The 17,433-nt window shown below is 45.6% G+C and carries 14 protein-coding genes; 8 read left to right on the top strand and 6 right to left on the bottom strand.

Features of this window, described 5'->3' with window-relative positions; all coding sequences use genetic code 11:
- Position 1 precedes the first annotated feature (1 nt).
- From F8C82_RS13770 to F8C82_RS13765, 3 genes are all read right to left on the bottom strand, one after another.
- Positions 2-949 (bottom strand): T9SS type A sorting domain-containing protein, encoded by a 948-nt coding sequence (locus F8C82_RS13770; RefSeq protein WP_170266279.1) that lies wholly within the window; start codon positions 947-949, stop codon positions 2-4.
- Complete coding sequence (locus F8C82_RS14795; protein WP_170266278.1) at positions 895-2,430, bottom strand: PQQ-like beta-propeller repeat protein; 1,536 nt, start codon at positions 2,428-2,430, stop codon at positions 895-897. Before F8C82_RS14795 ends, F8C82_RS13770 begins: the two co-directional genes overlap by 55 nt.
- A gap of 233 nt (positions 2,431-2,663) precedes the next feature.
- A complete protein-coding gene (locus F8C82_RS13765; RefSeq protein WP_151694199.1) occupies positions 2,664-4,439 on the bottom strand; it encodes a choice-of-anchor I family protein in 1,776 nt (591 codons plus the stop codon).
- 145 nt (positions 4,440-4,584) lie between these two features.
- Here F8C82_RS13765 and pdeM point away from each other — a divergent pair, with 145 nt between their 5' ends.
- Complete coding sequence (gene pdeM / locus F8C82_RS13760; protein ID WP_151694198.1) at positions 4,585-5,226, top strand: ligase-associated DNA damage response endonuclease PdeM; 642 nt, start codon at positions 4,585-4,587, stop codon at positions 5,224-5,226.
- Here pdeM and F8C82_RS13755 read toward each other — a convergent pair.
- Positions 5,217-6,056, bottom strand: coding sequence for a fructosamine kinase family protein (locus F8C82_RS13755; protein WP_170266277.1), 840 nt, complete (start codon positions 6,054-6,056; stop codon positions 5,217-5,219). The genes pdeM and F8C82_RS13755 overlap by 10 nt on opposite strands.
- A 100-nt stretch (positions 6,057-6,156) precedes the next feature.
- Between F8C82_RS13755 and F8C82_RS13750 the strand changes: the two genes are divergently transcribed.
- Together F8C82_RS13750 and F8C82_RS13745 are read left to right on the top strand one after the other, a co-directional pair.
- Entirely contained in the window at positions 6,157-7,113 is a 957-nt protein-coding gene (locus tag F8C82_RS13750; protein ID WP_151694196.1) for an HU domain-containing protein, read from the top strand.
- Between the two features lie 28 nt (positions 7,114-7,141).
- Positions 7,142-7,666 carry an acyl-CoA thioesterase gene (locus F8C82_RS13745; RefSeq protein WP_151694195.1) on the top strand — a complete coding sequence of 175 codons (525 nt, stop codon included), beginning with the start codon at positions 7,142-7,144 and terminating at the stop codon, positions 7,664-7,666.
- On the opposite strand, the gene F8C82_RS13740 is transcribed toward F8C82_RS13745, so the two are convergent.
- Entirely contained in the window at positions 7,663-8,595 is a 933-nt protein-coding gene (locus F8C82_RS13740; protein ID WP_151694194.1) for a DUF6427 family protein, read from the bottom strand. The two genes, F8C82_RS13745 and F8C82_RS13740, sit on opposite strands and share 4 nt — an antisense overlap.
- 47 nt (positions 8,596-8,642) lie before the next feature.
- On the opposite strand from F8C82_RS13740, the gene F8C82_RS14790 reads away from it, so the two are divergent.
- Positions 8,643-8,810 carry a hypothetical protein gene (locus tag F8C82_RS14790; protein WP_170266276.1) on the top strand — a complete coding sequence of 56 codons (168 nt, stop codon included), beginning with the start codon at positions 8,643-8,645 and terminating at the stop codon, positions 8,808-8,810.
- Positions 8,811-8,833: 23 nt separating this feature from the next.
- Here F8C82_RS14790 and purD read toward each other — a convergent pair whose 3' ends face one another.
- Positions 8,834-10,102, bottom strand: coding sequence for a phosphoribosylamine--glycine ligase (gene purD / locus F8C82_RS13735; RefSeq protein WP_151694193.1), 1,269 nt, complete (start codon positions 10,100-10,102; stop codon positions 8,834-8,836).
- Between the two features lie 457 nt (positions 10,103-10,559).
- On the opposite strand from purD, the gene F8C82_RS13730 reads away from it, so the two are divergent.
- The 4 genes from F8C82_RS13730 (at position 10,560) to F8C82_RS13715 (ending at position 17,284) form a co-directional block, all read left to right on the top strand.
- Positions 10,560-11,174 (top strand): redoxin family protein, encoded by a 615-nt coding sequence (locus F8C82_RS13730; protein WP_151694192.1) that lies wholly within the window; start codon positions 10,560-10,562, stop codon positions 11,172-11,174.
- A gap of 131 nt (positions 11,175-11,305) precedes the next feature.
- On the top strand, positions 11,306-13,237 hold the full coding sequence (locus tag F8C82_RS13725; protein ID WP_223279601.1) for a sodium:solute symporter family protein: 1,932 nt from the start codon (positions 11,306-11,308) through the stop codon (positions 13,235-13,237).
- Positions 13,238-13,325: 88 nt separating this feature from the next.
- Complete coding sequence (locus tag F8C82_RS13720; RefSeq protein WP_151694191.1) at positions 13,326-16,493, top strand: glycosyltransferase family 117 protein; 3,168 nt, start codon at positions 13,326-13,328, stop codon at positions 16,491-16,493.
- Positions 16,494-16,687: 194 nt separating this feature from the next.
- Complete coding sequence (locus tag F8C82_RS13715) at positions 16,688-17,284, top strand: hypothetical protein (RefSeq protein WP_151694190.1); 597 nt, start codon at positions 16,688-16,690, stop codon at positions 17,282-17,284.
- Positions 17,285-17,433 lie beyond the last annotated feature (149 nt).

Below are 17,433 nucleotides of genomic sequence, written 5' to 3'. Positions count from 1 at the left end.
TCTATTGCACTATCACCACCTCTGTGTGTATTCCGCCTTCGCGGGATGTTGCTCGAATAAGGTAACCACCAGGAGCATATCCTGACAAGTTGATCTCCAATTCGTTCTGCGGCGAGGACAATTGTAGTTCGTCCACTTTTTGTCCAAGTAAATTGTACACCTCATACTTCGCGATGAACTCAGGAGAAGTAAGATGAACTTTACCTTCTGGCCCCACTGGATTCGGATACAGATCAAAACGAATGGCATGTTCTTCTTCAAGAGAAACGCCTTCACTCAAACATGGGAAGGATTTAGACTGATAGAATGTTTCCGTAACTCCCATGTTATTCTTCATATCAAGAACAGAGTTCTGGAATGCCATAGCTGAAGAATCTTGTCCCACGACAAATGCCAAATCGAGACACCACTCTTCCCCAGCATTGAGGGTCTGCTCACTGGTTGTGAGAATAGAGCGATTGTCATCCATCGTTCCAGAACTCCATCCCAATTGATCATTAAAAGCCCAATGCGTTCTTGGCAAAGTGCCAGATTGATCATAACCATCTCCACCTACTTCGGCGCGCAAAGGACTGCCATTCTTAAACTGCTGACGCATGTAATTCTGAATGTCCGTGAATACTCCAATATTGCCATTGATCGTACTGGTGGAATTGACATAATACATGTGCCCTGTAAAATCCTCGCTCAAGCCCATAACGCCAACGGCTGGTGGATACGCCCCAAAACCTAGCGGCCCTTCATCGTTGTTGTCCGCATTTTGGGCATACGAGATTTGCAATACACTATCCGACTGCAACAAATCATCGTTCGGGAAACCTAAATCGTAATCTACCCACATACCCAATTTCATATTGTCAATCGGAGTTACATCGCGGTTAATCACCCGATAGCTCAAGAATAGTGTTTTGTTGATGGCAGGATCTGTCGTGTCATATACGAAGGCCATTCCATGCACCTCCATACCCGCGCCTGAACTCGAGGCAAACTGAACTGGACCTCGAGAGTCGTTATAGATGAAGTACGCACATTCATCACCTCTGATTTGAGGATAGTCTCCCTTCTTCGGTTCGTAAATACCATTGAAATTGCGATCCACAAATGGTGCGAGAATTCTACCTTCCCCTTTGGATTCATCTCCATTGCCCGGCCATGTTGCAATCCCTTCGGGCATAACGTAAAGAGAGCTGCCGTAATTCGACTTATGTCGTTCAACTTGGCTTTGGTTACCACCCACACTCGGTCGTATTTAGCCAAGAAAGCCGAATCCACCTGAGTGCTATATGGCCCAGACGACATCACTAGAGAATTCATTCTGTACTCCTCAGCTCCAACCATAGGAGATCCATTCTTGGTACCACTCATCCATAAATTGCCAGCAAAAACAACATTTCGGTTGTCTAGTCTAAAGAATGAAGAATTCAGATCATGTGAGTCAAACTTTCTGAATAAACTACCCACAGAAGAGAAGCCCAATTCTAGTCGGCCGTTAGAAATGGTTCCCTGCGACCGCTTATTCAACAATTCTGGAAACACCTTTACGAGGGAGAATCCATCAAAATAATAGAGGTAATCATTGTGTGACTCCAATTGATTGATGCTGCGCGCACTTGTATGTGAAGGAATTCCCAGCGTATCCGTGTTGTTACCATTGGACTCGAACCAAACATCACTTTGTTCGATAAAAGCAAATCGCCCGTTAGAGAGGGGGGCTGATTGTTGCACAACGCTGTTAAAGTGAGTGATCCACTGATTGCCATCCCATGCAAACAGACCATTCACGGATTCGACAAAGAGATACCCGTCTACAAATTCCAATTTCCGAATCATGTTCTTGGTGATAATACTAGAAATCAGAGGTAGGGTATCTCTAACCCCATTTCGAATTCTCACAATGCCATCTTGAGGAATGGCTGAGGCCACATAGGCTATGTTTTGTGTAGGATGAACCGCGATGGCTTTTCCCTGACCAATGCGCTGAACCGTAGTTCCATCTAAAGTGTATACAGAATCTCGATAATCGCGAAGCCAAATCTTACCTGAGGCTTCAATGGCTACCTCATCGTATTGTATGGTTAATGGAAGAGCGGTATTAATCCAAGAATACACCGACCAACTCGTACCATTGAATTTTGCCACTTCGCCATAGCCACCAGCTACTACGGTATTCCCTCTTTTATCAATACAGAAAAAGGGTTGAGGAAAGGCACCAGTGTCCAAGTAGCGTTGAACCGTAGCCGTCCCATTATTAATGGTCACGTGGGAGATGCCTGGCGTTGTAGCCATCCAAACATCATTTCCATTATTGTCTATTAGGAAATCAGTTGGAGGTGGGGTTCCAGCAATCCGCGTGTAGATCACCGGCTGGGACCATACTGGTAAAGCAATGACTGAAATAAAAGCTAAGAATAGTCTTTTTAATCCTTTCATAGAGAGTCGTTTAGTTAGTACTCCATTTACGAAAGAGACTATATAAGGGTTGGAAAACGAAGGATTTCGCTTCATTTCCAACACCCAATTTCTACACAGAATTCCAGCATTTCCATGGCTTGAACGTTGGTTGGCTTTAGGCAATTAGACATGCGGGAAATACCAACTGCCGGATGCAAAAAACCCGAGATTCAAAAAACTGAACCTCGGGTTTAACCACAAGTGAAATTGTCTTATTTCTTCAAAATCTGAAGGCCTTTCACGTTGTCGGCCATCAAAATGTAGAGACCCGCTGCAAGGTCAGAAAGATCGGCTTCCGAACCTTTCACTTCACTAACCACGCGTCCATTCATGTCGTAGAGAAGACCATTTTCAATGTCTTTGTTGAAAGTCACTACATCTACAACTGGATTTGGGTAAGCGAAGATTGCGCTTTCCTTCACTACTTCTTCCAAACCGATAGTACCACCGATGTTGTAAAGAGAGAATGTTCCGCTTACTTCGTTTGCACTTGCAAGAAGTGGGTAGCCAGTTGGACTCTCTGCCGCAGAGATAAATACCAAATCTTCCGGAGCTAGGTCACCCGCACCAGGAGCGTCTGCATCTACGTTGAAATTGCGGTTGAGGAAGTAGCTCACAAACTGGGGAGCCATTGGGTTAGTGATGTCGTAAACGATTACACCACCCATTCTTTCCAAACCTACAAACAGTACTCGCGTTCCGTTAATCACAGCTACTTCAACAGCTTCTGGCTCAACTCCCTTATCGTCAGAACGACTCTTGAAAGAAGTGTTATCGTCGTTGTTTGAGTTGAACTCATTCGGATAGTCTAGGAAAACATTTGAGGCGATATCGCCTTCTGAATCGTACACCAAGTTCATATTGCTATCCCAGATAGAGAATGAACGTGCACCGTAGGCATATAGCTCTTCGTAATATCCATCATTATCGGTATCACCCAAAGTTGTGGTGATGTTCATTCTTCCTAGGGAATCGTTCATTTGAAGATTGGCGTAGTTCGGGAAAACCACGGAATCCAACAACAAATCTTTCACGCGGTCTTCTTCGCTAAACCCGTCGTAATCGCGAGAATCTCCTTCGTTTGCTGTTGCAAGGTATGTGCTGCCATTGTGCTCAAATGCCACCATAGCATCAGGCTGATACATTCCATAGATAGGCCAATGTCTCAGATCAACAGATGCTGCTGTATTACTTGCATCCAGAACATTGTCGCCCGCCATCCAATCTTTAAAACCAAGGGCTTTTAGTGAAACCACCGTGTTGGTTGAAAGATCGATTTTTGCCATTGCATTGTTCTCTTGCATCACAACGTAGGCAAAGGCATCATCGGCAGAAAGAGCAATGTACTCTGGCTCCAAATCCATGGCTAGTGTTGCACCCGGACCGAAAACACGAATGTCCTGATCGTAATTGTTGTTGAAAGATTGGAAGTTGATTTCCGTAACGTCCGATTGTGTTACATTGGCAACTCCACCACTTACATCAATAATGCTCACGGTCCCCTCTGGATCCACCGTGTAATCATCGTTAGGCTCACCTTCATTGGCAACCAAAACGGTGTTGCCATCGTGGGAGAAAGTTACCATATCAGGCAAAGCGCCTACCATAACATGGGCAACATACGTTCCCTGATCATCAAAGAAAACCGCTTTACCATTGGCTTGTTTAACGGTGTCTTCTACCGCAGCTACTACATATCCTCCAAAGAAAGAAACCGAGTTTGCCGCCTTACCATAAGGACTGAGATCAATGCTCGTCACCTTCGTAATGTTGCTCGGAGTAGAAATATCGAGGATATCGATAGACTTAGTGCTCGCATTCACTACGAATACATGATGATTCACAGGATCGTGAGCAAGAATCTCCATAGCGCCATCGTCAAACACACCTGTTTCATACGTGCCCGCTAGTGAAAGATCAACCAAGTTTTGCGAGAATCCCGCAGTTGTGAAGGCCAAAAGCCCCATCAAAGAGTAGAATATTTTCATATGAACTGTATTTGTTCACAAGTGTACTTCTACAGTGTAAGGATGGATTTAATTCGACCTTAGAGTTATGTTACCAATCGGCGTTTAGTGGATAACATTCACTTTACACACTTGTTGTGACTGCACTTCGTGGCTACTTTTGAGAATGGAAATTTCACTTGCCGATAACATTATGCACCTCTCCGCAGAGCGAACCCTGTGGTGGCCAAGTGCATCTACCCTGTTTTTGAGTGATGTCCATTTGGGGAAAGCGACCCATTTTCGAAAGGCGGGAATTTCGATATCAGGAAAAACAGGAAATTTAGATCTCGATCGAATTGCCTATCAACTGAGGCTCCATCAACCCAAGCGAATTGTATTTCTCGGAGACCTCTTCCATTCGGAATACAACACAGAATGGGAACGATTTATCGATCTGAGAAAACACTTTTTTGAAACCCAATTTATTTTGGTTGAAGGCAATCACGACATCATGGATCCGTCTTTTTATAAACGAGCCAGAGTGGATGTGATTGAAGAGGGATATATGGAGGCAAACCTTGAATGGCGCCATCACCCTCGCGAATCTAGCACAGGAATGCAACTCTGTGGCCACCTTCACCCAGGTGTGCACCTAGTAGGTAAAGCTCGACAATCCATCACGCTACCTTGCTTTGTCCATGAACCTCACAAGTTCGTGCTTCCAGCATTTGGCCGACTTACCGGAAAGATGAAACACGAAGGTCCCACGGGAACAAAATACTACGCCATAGCAGGATCTGAGCTGCTGGCCATCCCTCACAAATAACGCCGAGCCATTTCTATACTTTGATGAATGTAGAGCCCGCCAAACAATCTTGCGTGAACCAATAGAGGATAGATTTGATGAAAACCCATCCTTTCCTCCCATTGATTTTCGAGTGGATATTCGTCGTTATAAGCATCAAAGGCCGCTGTTGAAAATCCGCCAAACAGCTTCATCATTGCCAAGTCCATTTCTCGATGTCCGGCATACACGGCAGGATCAATAACCGCATAGGAGCTAGCAGTGGGTAAAACATTTCCAGACCACAGATCGCCGTGCAATAAAGAAGGGGACTCTTCGGGAACGAGTACAGCCGTTCGGTGAATGAGTTCGTCAAAAACCCGAACTTCACTGGAAGTAAACGATGCCGCATCTCGTAGTGCTCTCACAAGAGGACCAATGCGATGCTCTGCCCAGAAATCTTCCCAACTCACGGTGGGCGTATTCACTTGGGGCAGTCGCCCGATATAATTATCTACATGCCATCCAAAATTAGCCTGAGCCACCTTGTGATGTCGAGCCAATTGCTGTCCAAAATTCAATATATCCCCTCTCTCGGAAGGCAAGTATTCAAGAACCAAAGCCGACAGTTCCTCCTCCGACATCACACCGATCACCTCTGGAACACGCAACTCCCCTACTACTTTTAAGGCATTTAGACCATCCGATTCCAATCGAAATACATCGGCAGGCATTTCCGAGGTATTTACTTTGACAACATACCTACTTGACTCATTTGCAACCAAATACACGTCGTGAATATCACCTCCGCTTAAAGGAATCGCCTCAACCACCACACTATCAAGGGATAAGGATTGAAGAATTTGACTCAAAAAATTGTTTATTCCTGACGAATTTTTGTTCATTGTAATACGAATCAGTGCCCAGCTATCTTGCGTGAACGGTGCTGCGAAGTTACCTTTGTGAATTCAAATGACCCTCGAACACTACATATCAAAATTACTTTTCTCGAACGACTGCGTGGTTGTTCCGGGATTTGGTGCCTTTGTAGCGCGATCATTTTCTGCTGAATTAAATTCAGCAACTCAAATGTTATTGCCACCAAGCAGACGTTTGAGTTTCCAACCCGGTCTTCGAACCGATGATGGTTTGCTAAGAGGCGCCATTGCCAAGAGAGAACAGCGAAACGAAGATGTTATTCGTCTCGAAATCTCTGATATCGTAAGTTTCTGGCACAAGCAGCTCCACAAGGGAGAGCGACTACGTTTGGAAGGTATTGGCATGTTCTACATTGATAGAGAAGGCAATATCCAATTCAAACCTCAAGTAGACGTTAACTTCGACATGGCTCACTTCGGACTGGGTGTCTTTCGCGCCTCTCCGTTGGTAACCGTTAATGAAGAAGCACGTGTCATTCCTCTTCACCAGCGCAAAGACAGATCTAGAACTCCACTTTGGAGGGTTGCTGCCGTTGCTGCGGGTGTGTCGGGTCTTCTTTTCATGGGAGGTTCAAAATCAGATTTGGACATAGCCGACAATCTAGCTGGCTTCATGGACCTCATTAGTTGGTCGGATTCTGAAGAGGCTGAGATAAGCGAGCCTGTGGCAGAAGAAGCTCCAAAAGCTGAAGCTGTGGCTGCTGAAGAAGTAGCGATTCCAGAAGTTGAAATCACGTCAACTCCAGTTGCTGCAACGCCTGTTCAAAAAGGAACGTACTATGTAATTGTGGGTTCCTTTGTGGAGAAAGCAAATGCTGATGATCTCTATCGCGAGCTAAAGAGCAAGGGATTCTCTCCTGAAGTTCTTCCTTTTGATGGCCGGTTCAACAAAGTAGCCATCTCATCTTTCCAAACTCGAACGGACGCCACTACTGCACTACGCAGTTACAAGAATGACGTTCAACGTGGGGCTTGGATTTACCGCAAATAAGGTACCTTTGCCGGCAAATTGACCAGCAATGCGAATCAACACACCCAAGGATTCACTTACGATCATGACCGAAATCGTTCTTCCGAACGATACCAACAACCTCAACAACTTGTTTGGGGGCCAACTTCTATCATGGATGGATCGTTGTGCGGCTATTGCGGCTCACCGCCACTGTCGTCGTCAAGTTGTAACCGCAAGTGTTAACAACGTATCCTTCAACCACGCTGTTCCTCAAGGTTCTATTGTAACGCTTGAAGCCGTGGTATCCAGAGCTTTCACCAGCTCTATGGAGGTGTTTGTAGATGTGTACATCGAAGACCAAAGAGGTACGGGAAATCGCGTTCGCGCCAATGAAGCCATCTACACTTTTGTAGCAGTTGATCAACTTGGAAATCCCATTGAAGTTCCTGGACTAGAACCAGAAACGGAGATGGAGAAGATTCGTTACGAGGGTGCTTTGAGAAGAAAGCAACTGGCCTTAATCTTGGGCGGTAAAATGAAGCCCGAAGACGCCAACGAATTGAAGAAGTTGTTCTTCCCTGAAGAGCATTAAAAGAAAAAGATCGCTCCAAAGGCCGCGATAAACATCCAAAAAACTCCTTCTTTCCACCATCGCTTCGTACGGTACTGAAGATCGTTGGCAATAAAGACCAAGGATCCTATCGGAAGAAAGCAAATGAGTGCTGTATCACTCCAAATACCGCTAATATCTAGGGCCAGAACGGCTATTTGCAAGATCAGCAATGCCGATAAACTCTGGCGCTTAACCACGTTGGCGCGGGACAGTGCCGTGATATAATTTCCCAGGGATAGAATCCAGAAGAACAGCATAGCTACTAGGCTAGGCCACATCCATTGCGCGGGCCAGTCGAAGGCGAACCCTGTCCATTCAAAGTAAGATAGATAGTCGCTAAACTTTCCGAGTGAGAAGTATACGGTTGCCGTGAGAACATGTATCGTTACCACTCCCCAGACACCAATAAATAACGCACGTGATCTCAACTTTCCATACGCGACAAACAAGAACCAACTAACGGCCAGAAGTGCCAAGAGCCGCAGATCGAAAAGGGTAAGTACTCCTGTCATCAATCCGATATCGAGGTAATCGGCATAAATACGTTTGGATCCTTGTAAACGCACAATGGTTACAAACCACAAAAGCCCTAAAGTTGCCAAAAGGACCACATAGATATTTCCAATTCCGATGAGCATCAAGCCCCATAAAAACCCGAAATAGCTATATCGTTTTAAAATTTGGAGAACTTCGGCAAAAATCCAATTGGCAAACATAGCAGCAAACCCTGCAGCCGGCGGCAAAGCCCATTTCCACTGGGAGTCGAGCACATATTCCACGCCCATAAAAGAGAAGGGAAGCTCAAAATGAGGGCCGTAAAGAACGCGGACATAGCCAACCAGAACGAGGAGAAGCACATAAGAAATGACGGTTCCCGGTCGAATATCTGCAAGACGTTTGCTCCACATCAGTTGTTTGACTTAAATTTGTGCATCAATCTACAAATACCGCAGTCATGCTAAGAACAATCTTTGAAGCACTAGGCGAATTTTTCGACGCGACTTTTCAAATTCTTCCTGTAATTGGTGGACCGATTAACTGGATTATTGGCCTGACTATCTTTGGCTTTGCCGTTTACTGGTTCAAAGAAATGGCTAAGCATAAAGCAGCGGGAGAGCGTTAATACACTTCTCCCTTTTGGGTCGACTACAAGTCGAACCCAATATCTTTGCGGTAATTGATATTATCGAAGCAAATGCGCTTGACACCTTCATAGGATTGTTCAAGCGCTTTTTTTTTGTCCGAACCGTAGGCGGTGAAGGCCATCACTCGACCTCCAGAAGTCACTAGTTTACCGTCTTGCATGGTAGTGCCTGCGTGGAAAACCAAACAGTTCTCTACGTTCTCAAGTCCGGAAATGGCACATCCCTTCTGGTAGGATTCAGGATATCCTCCAGAAACAACCATCACAGTTGTAGCGGATCTATCATCGAACTCAACCACTTCTTTGCTGAGGGTTCCGTTTCCAGCGGCTTTCAACAAGCTCACCAAATCCGATTTCAATCGAGGCATCACTACTTCTGTTTCAGGATCGCCCATTCTACAGTTGTATTCAATCACAAATGGTTCCCCATTTACACTGATCAATCCAAAGAAAACAAAACCTACGTAAGGAATTTTCTCCTTGGCCAATCCTGTAATGGTAGGTTCCACAATGCGTGACACCACTTTTTCCATCATCACATCATCTACAAAAGGCACGGGAGAAACCGCACCCATTCCGCCAGTATTCAAACCCGTGTCTCCCTCTCCAATGCGCTTGTAGTCTTTCGCTTCTGGGAGAATGACATAGTCCTTTCCGTCGGTCAGGGCAAACACACTGAATTCAATCCCTGAGAGGAACTCTTCAATCACAACTTGAGCAGAGGCATTTCCGAATTTTGCATCAACCAACATAGAGCGCAATTCATCCTTGGCTTCTTGAAGATCGTTCAAAATCAAAACGCCCTTTCCAGCCGCTAGTCCGTCCGCTTTCAAAACGTATGGAGCTTCTAAACTCTCCAAAAAGGCATAGCCCTTTTCAATATCGTCAGATGTAAACGTCTGGTACTTTGCAGTTGGAATATCGTGACGCATCATGAATTGCTTGGAAAAATCCTTACTTCCCTCCAATTGAGCACCCTCTTTTCTAGGACCAATCACAGTAATGTCCAAGCCTTCCGTATCGATCAAATAATCGTGGATTCCATTCACCAATGGGTCTTCTGGACCCACTAGAACAATCTCAACACTATTGCTGCGAATGAAGTCTGCAACCACGGCAAAATCAGAAACGTCCATGGGTACATTCTCGCCAACCTGAGCCGTACCCGGGTTTCCCGGCGCAATAAATAGCTTATCGCACATTGAACTTTGAGAAATCTTCCAGCTAATGGCGTGCTCTCTACCGCCAGAACCGATAACGAGAATGTTCATTTCGGATGAAATTTGATTGATTATTCAGCAGCCGCAAAGGTAAGGGACAGAGTTTAGACTTTAGTGTATAGACTTCAGAAGCCAAGCTCCAGATCTCAGTCACCCGCCACCCAACACCCGTCACCCAGCCCCAAACACATTAAACACCTTAAACCCCTATAACACCTTAAACATCTCCCCCATCCCTACCAATAAATGCCCACGCGAAAGGATTCGCGCGGTAGGAGAGATTTGAAGGTTTTCAACCGTCAGCCAACACCCGTCAGCCAACACCCGTCACCCGTCATCCAACACCCGTCACCCAACACCAAACCCCTAAAACACCTTAAACACCTAAAACACCCTCAAGCACCCTAAATCTCCTCCCCCTCCCTTCAGTCATTTCTGTCAGCAACCCCGTACAGCACATTGAAAAAATATTCCCTTAACTTGTACACGATCAATAAGACCACATCACATGAAAACAGCATCCTACTTACTAGGGGTCATCAGCATTGGCGTTGGACTATCAGCATTCAACATGAATGGTCCAATTGAAGTGGGTGATGACGCACCGCTACAAGAAACCCAAATGTTGGGTGTAGACGGAGAGACCACATCTCTATTAGAAGCCAAAGACGAGAATGGACTGCTTGTAATTTTCTCCTGTAACACTTGTCCGTATGTTCTCGCTTGGGAGGATCAATATCCAATTCTCAAAGAACTGGCCGACGAGCAGCGCATCGGGATGATTTTAGTAAACAGCAATTCCATGAAGCGAAATGGCGACGACAGTATTGATGCCATGAAGGAGCATGCGAGTGAGATGAACTACGATTTCCCGTATGTAGTGGACGAAAACAACGCGCTTGCCGATGCCTTTGAAGCACAAACCACCCCTCATGTTTTCCTTCTTGATGGAGACATGAAATTGGTTTTTGAAGGATCGATAAACGACAAGTTTGAAAATCGTGATAAAGTAGCCACGAATGAATGGCTGCGCGATGCCATGCAAAAACTGGGAAGCGGAAATGCAGATGAAATTGACCCAGCAAACACCCGCCAAACCGGATGTAGCATCAAGCGAAAGTAATTATGTATCCAAGTCTCGCTCATTTATGAGCAATTAGCCCGTAGCGTTGATCGTTGCGGGCTTTTTCTTTACTTGCACCGAAGTAGCGCAATTGGCGGACTTCCCCTATATTCGAATCAAAAGTAACTTCTTTGGAAACCCTCGACTGGATTCTGTTTGGCGTTTTGGCGGCCATCATGGTTGGCGCTGGACTCTGGGCCTCAAAAAAAAGCGGAAAAGATCTATCTAGCTATTTCTTAGGTGGACGAAACCTCCCCTGGTGGATGGCTGGAATTTCTATGGTTGCCACCACTTTTGCCGCAGATACGCCTCTCGCAGTAACCGAATTGGTAGCCGACAACGGAATTAGCGGGAACTGGCTTTGGTGGAACCTTCTAGCTGGAGGCATGCTCACCACTTTCTTCTTCGCAAATCTTTGGAGACGAGCGGGAGTGCTTACAGAAGTAGAACTGATTCAACTTCGCTATGGTGGATGGGGAGCCAGACTCCTTCGACCTTTTAAATCCATCTACCTCGGACTCGTTATGAACGTACTCATCATTGGCTGGGTCAACCTCGCCATGATTACTATTCTTTCGGGATTCTTTGGCATGGAGAACTCAACGGCAATTCTCTACACCGGTATCACCATGGCATTGGTTACCCTCTACAGCACATTTTCTGGACTATTAGGTGTTGTCATTACCGATAACATTCAGTTCGTGGTAGCCATGACCGGAAGTATCGCGTTAGCCTATTTCGTTTTGGACAGTCCGGATATTGGAGGCATCAGTGGATTGAAAGAACAACTGCCGGAATCTGCATTCAACTTCTTTCCAGAAATCTCCACTACAGATTCAGACGTGCTTTCCATTTCTGCTGCGGCATTCTTTGCCTTTTTCGGAATGATGTGGTGGGCGAGTTGGTATCCTGGCGCTGAACCTGGCGGTGGGGGGTATATCGCTCAGCGAATGATGAGCACGAAGGATGAAAAGAGTGCCGTATACTCTACGCTCTTCTTTCAAGTAGCACACTACTGCATTCGCCCATGGCCATGGATTATTGTTGGTCTTTCTGCCATTGTTCTTTTCAATGTTCCTCAAAAATTAGAATCGAATACAGCTGCACTTTGGAGCCAGCTAGAAACGGTTGGACCCGTTGCAAAATGGGTTAAAACCGGCGCCGATGTCCCTAATGAATACGTAGCCGATGTGGAATCACTCAAAGCGCAATTGGAGCTTCAAAGAGAGGGAAACGCCGAACTTGATCAGTCCATTCGCTATCAGCAAGACAGTCGTTTTGGTTACATATTTGCACTGAAGAATCACGTTCCTGCCGGGTGGATGGGAGTTCTTCTCATCGGTTTCTTTGCCGCCTACATGAGTACCATTTCAACACAATTGAACTGGGGGGCTTCCTATCTCGTAAATGACTTCATCGTTCCGCTTACCAAGCGAGAGTCAGAGGATATCATTGATGACACCACGGAGCGAGACGATACCAAACTGGTTCGCATTTCTAAACTCACGGTACTGGCACTCGCTATTATCGGATTTATTGTCAGTTTGAAAATCGAAAGTATTTCCGGGGTATGGCGCTTCATCATGGAATGTGGAGCTGGACTCGGGCTTGTCCTCATCTTGCGATGGTTCTGGTGGAGAATCAATGTTTGGAGTGAGATTACTGCTACCGTGGCACCTTTTGTGGGATATGGACTGGCTTCGTACTTCGGCTATGAATTCCCGGAGTCATTCTTCATTACCGTGGGCTTTACAACGGTGGCATGGTTGGTTGCAACACTGATCACTCCGCCTGAATCGGATACAACTTTACAGAAATTCTATGATAGGATTCGACCAGGAGGAAACTGGGGAGTATTTCGTCGCGCAGAAGATTCAGCCACGAACCTCTGGCAATTGGCCGCATGTTGGATATTGGCCGTCATCATGACCTACTCCATACTCTTTGCCATGGGACAGTTGATTTTCCTAAACTTTGGAAGCGCGGCGCTTTATGGCTTGTCCGCCGCAGTGTCCGGGCTAGGTCTATATTTCATGGTTCAACGCACCCGAATTCTGAAATAATTGTGAAGGAAGTCTCCTTTAACCTTTCAACAACAAAGCCAGCAACTTTCTTTTCTTAAATTCGCCACAAGACTCGAAAATCGCAGACATGCAGATATCAAACTACTCGAAGATCAACAACATCCTAGGATGGTTGATTTGGGCCATCGCCACTTACACTTACGTTGCTACTGTAGCACCGACCACAAGTTTCTGGGACTGTGGGGAATACATCGCAACTTCGGTTAAACTTCAGGTGGGTCACCCTCCGGGAGCACCCCTATTCCAATTGGTAGGTAACTTCTTTGCGCAATTCGCATCTGACCCTACTGGCCAAGCTTACATGGTCAACTTGCTTTCTGCATTGTCGAGTTCATTCTCTATTCTCTTCCTATTCTGGACCATTTCGCATTTGGCGAAAAAGCTCCTCACACTGAATGGAGCAGAGTTCAACGCAGAAAAAATGCTACTCGTTTTTGGAGCGGCTACTGTAGGTGCTCTTGCATTTACTTGGAGCGATACTTTCTGGTACTCAGCTGTTGAGGGGGAAGTTTATGCCATGTCGAGCTTCCTAACTGCAGTGGCCTTCTGGGCCGTAACCAAATGGGAACGCGCGTTTGACAACGGCGATACCTACGCCAACCGCTGGTTGGTGCTCATTGCCTACTTGATTGGTCTTTCTGTAGGTGTACACATCCTTACCTTCTTGGCTATTCCTCCTATTGTATTGGTGGTTTACTACAAGTACAAGCCGAACGCATCTTACATGAGCACGGCCATAGGAACCATTATGAGTGTGATCATTCTCGGAGTGGTTTTCAAAGTGATTATTCCATTCGTCCTCAAATTGCTCGGTTTCTTGGAAATCACGTTTGTGAACGACATCGGCCTGATGAAAAACTCAGGAACGATAGTAGCCATTCTTCTGATTGGAGCCATTGCTTACTTCGGTGTTCATTGGTTTGCTGTATTCACCCAGAAAGTGGGACATTACTTCGCGAGTAACTGGGATTTTGAAACCGTTAAGACCAATGTTCGTCAAGGAATTATTGGTGTTCTCTTTATTCTAGTTGGTTATTCTAGCTTCGTGATGTTGGGCGTTCGCTCTAATGCAAATACTCCAATTGACGAGAACAACCCAGAAGACGCTTTGAGCATGTTGGCTTACTACAACCGTGAGCAATACGGTGATTGGCCAGTGATGTATGGTCAGGTATTCAACGCTCAACTCGATCAAGATCGTCCGTTCTTGGATGGATCTAAAGTGTATGTGTTCGACGAGGAAGAAGGCGAGTACGTAGTAGCGAATGACAACAAAGCATCCGTTGCCAACTACGCAGCAGAGTGGAAGGTCTTCTTCCCGCGCATGTGGTCAGATCAAGCGAACCACGTTCAGAACTACATCAACCTTTCTCCGGGCATTCGCTCAGAAAAAGACAAACCGACCTTTGCCGACAACGTGAAATTCTTCATGGACTACCAAGTAGGTCACATGTACTGGAGGTATTTCTTGTGGAACTTTGTGGGTCGCCAAAACGATATTCAACACCACTATGAGCCTCAAAACGGAAACTTTGTTACAGGTATTGGAGGCATTGATGAAGGGCTATTTGGCAGAGGTGATATGAGCCTGATGCCAGACTACCTCAAAAACAACAAAGCGCACAACGTTTACTTTGCCCTACCTTTCTTATTGGGACTGATTGGCTTGGTATATCAAGCGATGAAAGACGGAAAAGATGCTTGGGTAATTACCATGTTCTTCCTCTTCACCGGTTTGGCGATTGTCGTTTATACCAACCACAAACCATTTGAACCTCGTGAACGCGACTATGCCTTTGTGGGCTCCTTCTATGTCTTTGCGATATGGATAGGTCTCGGTGTAGTTGGTTTGTATGAGATTTTAAAGAAATACGCTAAAGTCCCTGGACTAGCAGGCATCACCACTGTGGTGTGTTTGATTATTCCAGGAATCATGGCCGCTGAAAACTGGGACGATCACGATAGATCAGAACGTTACATGGCCCGTGATACAGCAAAAGCATACCTCGACTCATGTGAAAAGAACGCCATTCTCTTCACCAATGGAGATAATGACACTTTCCCATTGTGGTACATCCAAGAAGTGGAAGGATACCGTACCGATGTACGCGTTGTGAACCTTTCACTCCTCAACACCGACTGGTATATTGACCAGCTCAAGAGAGCAGCTTACGACGGCGCTCCTGTTCCATTCACCTACACTTGGGATCAATACAAGATGGGAACTAGAGACGTTCTCTACTTCAATCCTCAGCGCTTCCAACAAGAAATGCGCATGAACCCAGGTTCAAGATGGACCACTGATCAGTTTGTAGAGTGGACGAAAAACGAAGGAGATCAATTCAAGTTTAAGTACTACGAAAACACACTGAGTCCGAAGGAATTCTACTACTATCCACAGAAGAAACTTCGCATCAACATCGACAAAGAGCAAGTGCTCGCACAAGGAGTAGTTCCGGTTGAAGATTCTGCTAAAATTGTGGACTACATCGATTGGAACTTGGGTGGCAATGCCTTGCTCAAGCGCGATATGATGTTGATTGACTTGATCAATGAAAACGATTGGACTCGTCCGATCTACTTCGCGATCACCGTAGGAAGTAGCCCTAAATCTTTCTTCTGGTTGCAAGATTACTTCCGATTGGAAGGCTTGGCTTATCGATTTGTTCCGATCAAATCAGAAGGGGGTCAGGGTATTGAATACGGATACGTTGACACGGATCTTCTTTACGATCGCGTTATGGCTTGGGAGTTTGAAGGAATGAATGATCCAGATGTCTACCTAGATGAGACCTGTCGTCGTCCTACCTACAACCTCCGCACAATTTACGCTCGTCTTGCTCGATCGTTACACACAGAAGGTCAGACAGAAAAAGCGATTGAAGTTCTTGACCGCTGTATGGAATTGACTCCGGTAGAGAAGTTTGAATACAACTACTTTATCACTGGAATTATAGAAGCGTATTACCTCACGGGTGCAACAGACAAGGCCAATGAGCTTCTCGATGGTTACATCGCTCAATTGGATCAAGAGTTTAAGTATTACAACTCTATGTCCAACCGCAGAAATGGCTTCCTCATCAAAGAGGCTTCCAGCTCTAGCCAGATGTACGATGCACTTGCCCAAATTGCATTCCAGTTCAAGCATAGTGGAAACCAAACAGCGGCGGCTCAAGATCCGTTGTTCCAGAAAGCTGAACAGTATCGCAGACAGTGGAGAGGGTCGGCTAGATAGAGCCCCCCTAACACATTACAAAGCAAGTCCCGCACGAGGTTTCTCATGCGGGACTTTTTTGATTTAGAGACCTTTGGATCGGAATCCTGCCATGAAATGATTAAATTGATTACGCGCGAGAGAAAAATAGATTATGACCTAACCTACAACCACCTATGGGAAGGCCTTCTGCTTTTAACGTCAAACAGCTGTACATGCAGCTCGCCTCCCACTTTGGAGAGAGGGGGTTTAAATGGAATCGCGAACTCAATGAATACCGATTGCCATTTGACGGCGGACATCAAGTCATTTCTATTCAACGTCAGGAAGGCCCTATCGAACACTCGCTCAACATCACTTTTGGGGTTCGAAATGAAATCGTAGAAAGCACATTACAGCCTTTTCTACCGCATTACAGTCCGTCCAACAGTATTACCGCGGCGCTTCAAATGCAAAGCTTCTTGAACGATACAGAGTTATTTCAATTCAAGAAAGCCAATACCCAAAAGAGCATTCATTTCATCATGCGGTTCTTTGAAGAAGATGGCTACCAAATGATGCGAGATTTGAAGGACATCCATCACGTAGAAAACCTGTACAACCAACACGCCACCATCCCCACCTCCATTTGCACCGACTCTACAGCACGCTGCTTTAGAGGCATCGTGCTCGCACGAATGACCAACAATCCGAAGTGGAACGACATTCACAAAACATTTTTAAACCATCTGGAAAACAGTCCTCAATCCTCCGATGTCTTTCATCATTACATGCGATTGATTGAGTACTTGAATGGTTTTGGGTTTAACTAGTCTCAGACTTCTTGTAAGCGGTTACCACGGTTGAGTGGTGATATAGTCTGCAGAGTCGCTTGGAGCCAGGTGTTTTGTCTGTAACCAAAAAACCCCGACATCTCTGTCAGGGTTCTTCATTCTATTCAAAGTATATAGTTTCAGCCATT

Origin of the sequence: Phaeocystidibacter marisrubri (assembly GCF_008933165.1) — a bacterium.
Taxonomy (GTDB): domain Bacteria; phylum Bacteroidota; class Bacteroidia; order Flavobacteriales; family Schleiferiaceae; genus Phaeocystidibacter; species Phaeocystidibacter marisrubri.
Note: the sequence above shows the minus strand (reverse complement) of the source record. Positions and strands in the feature narration are given on the sequence as shown.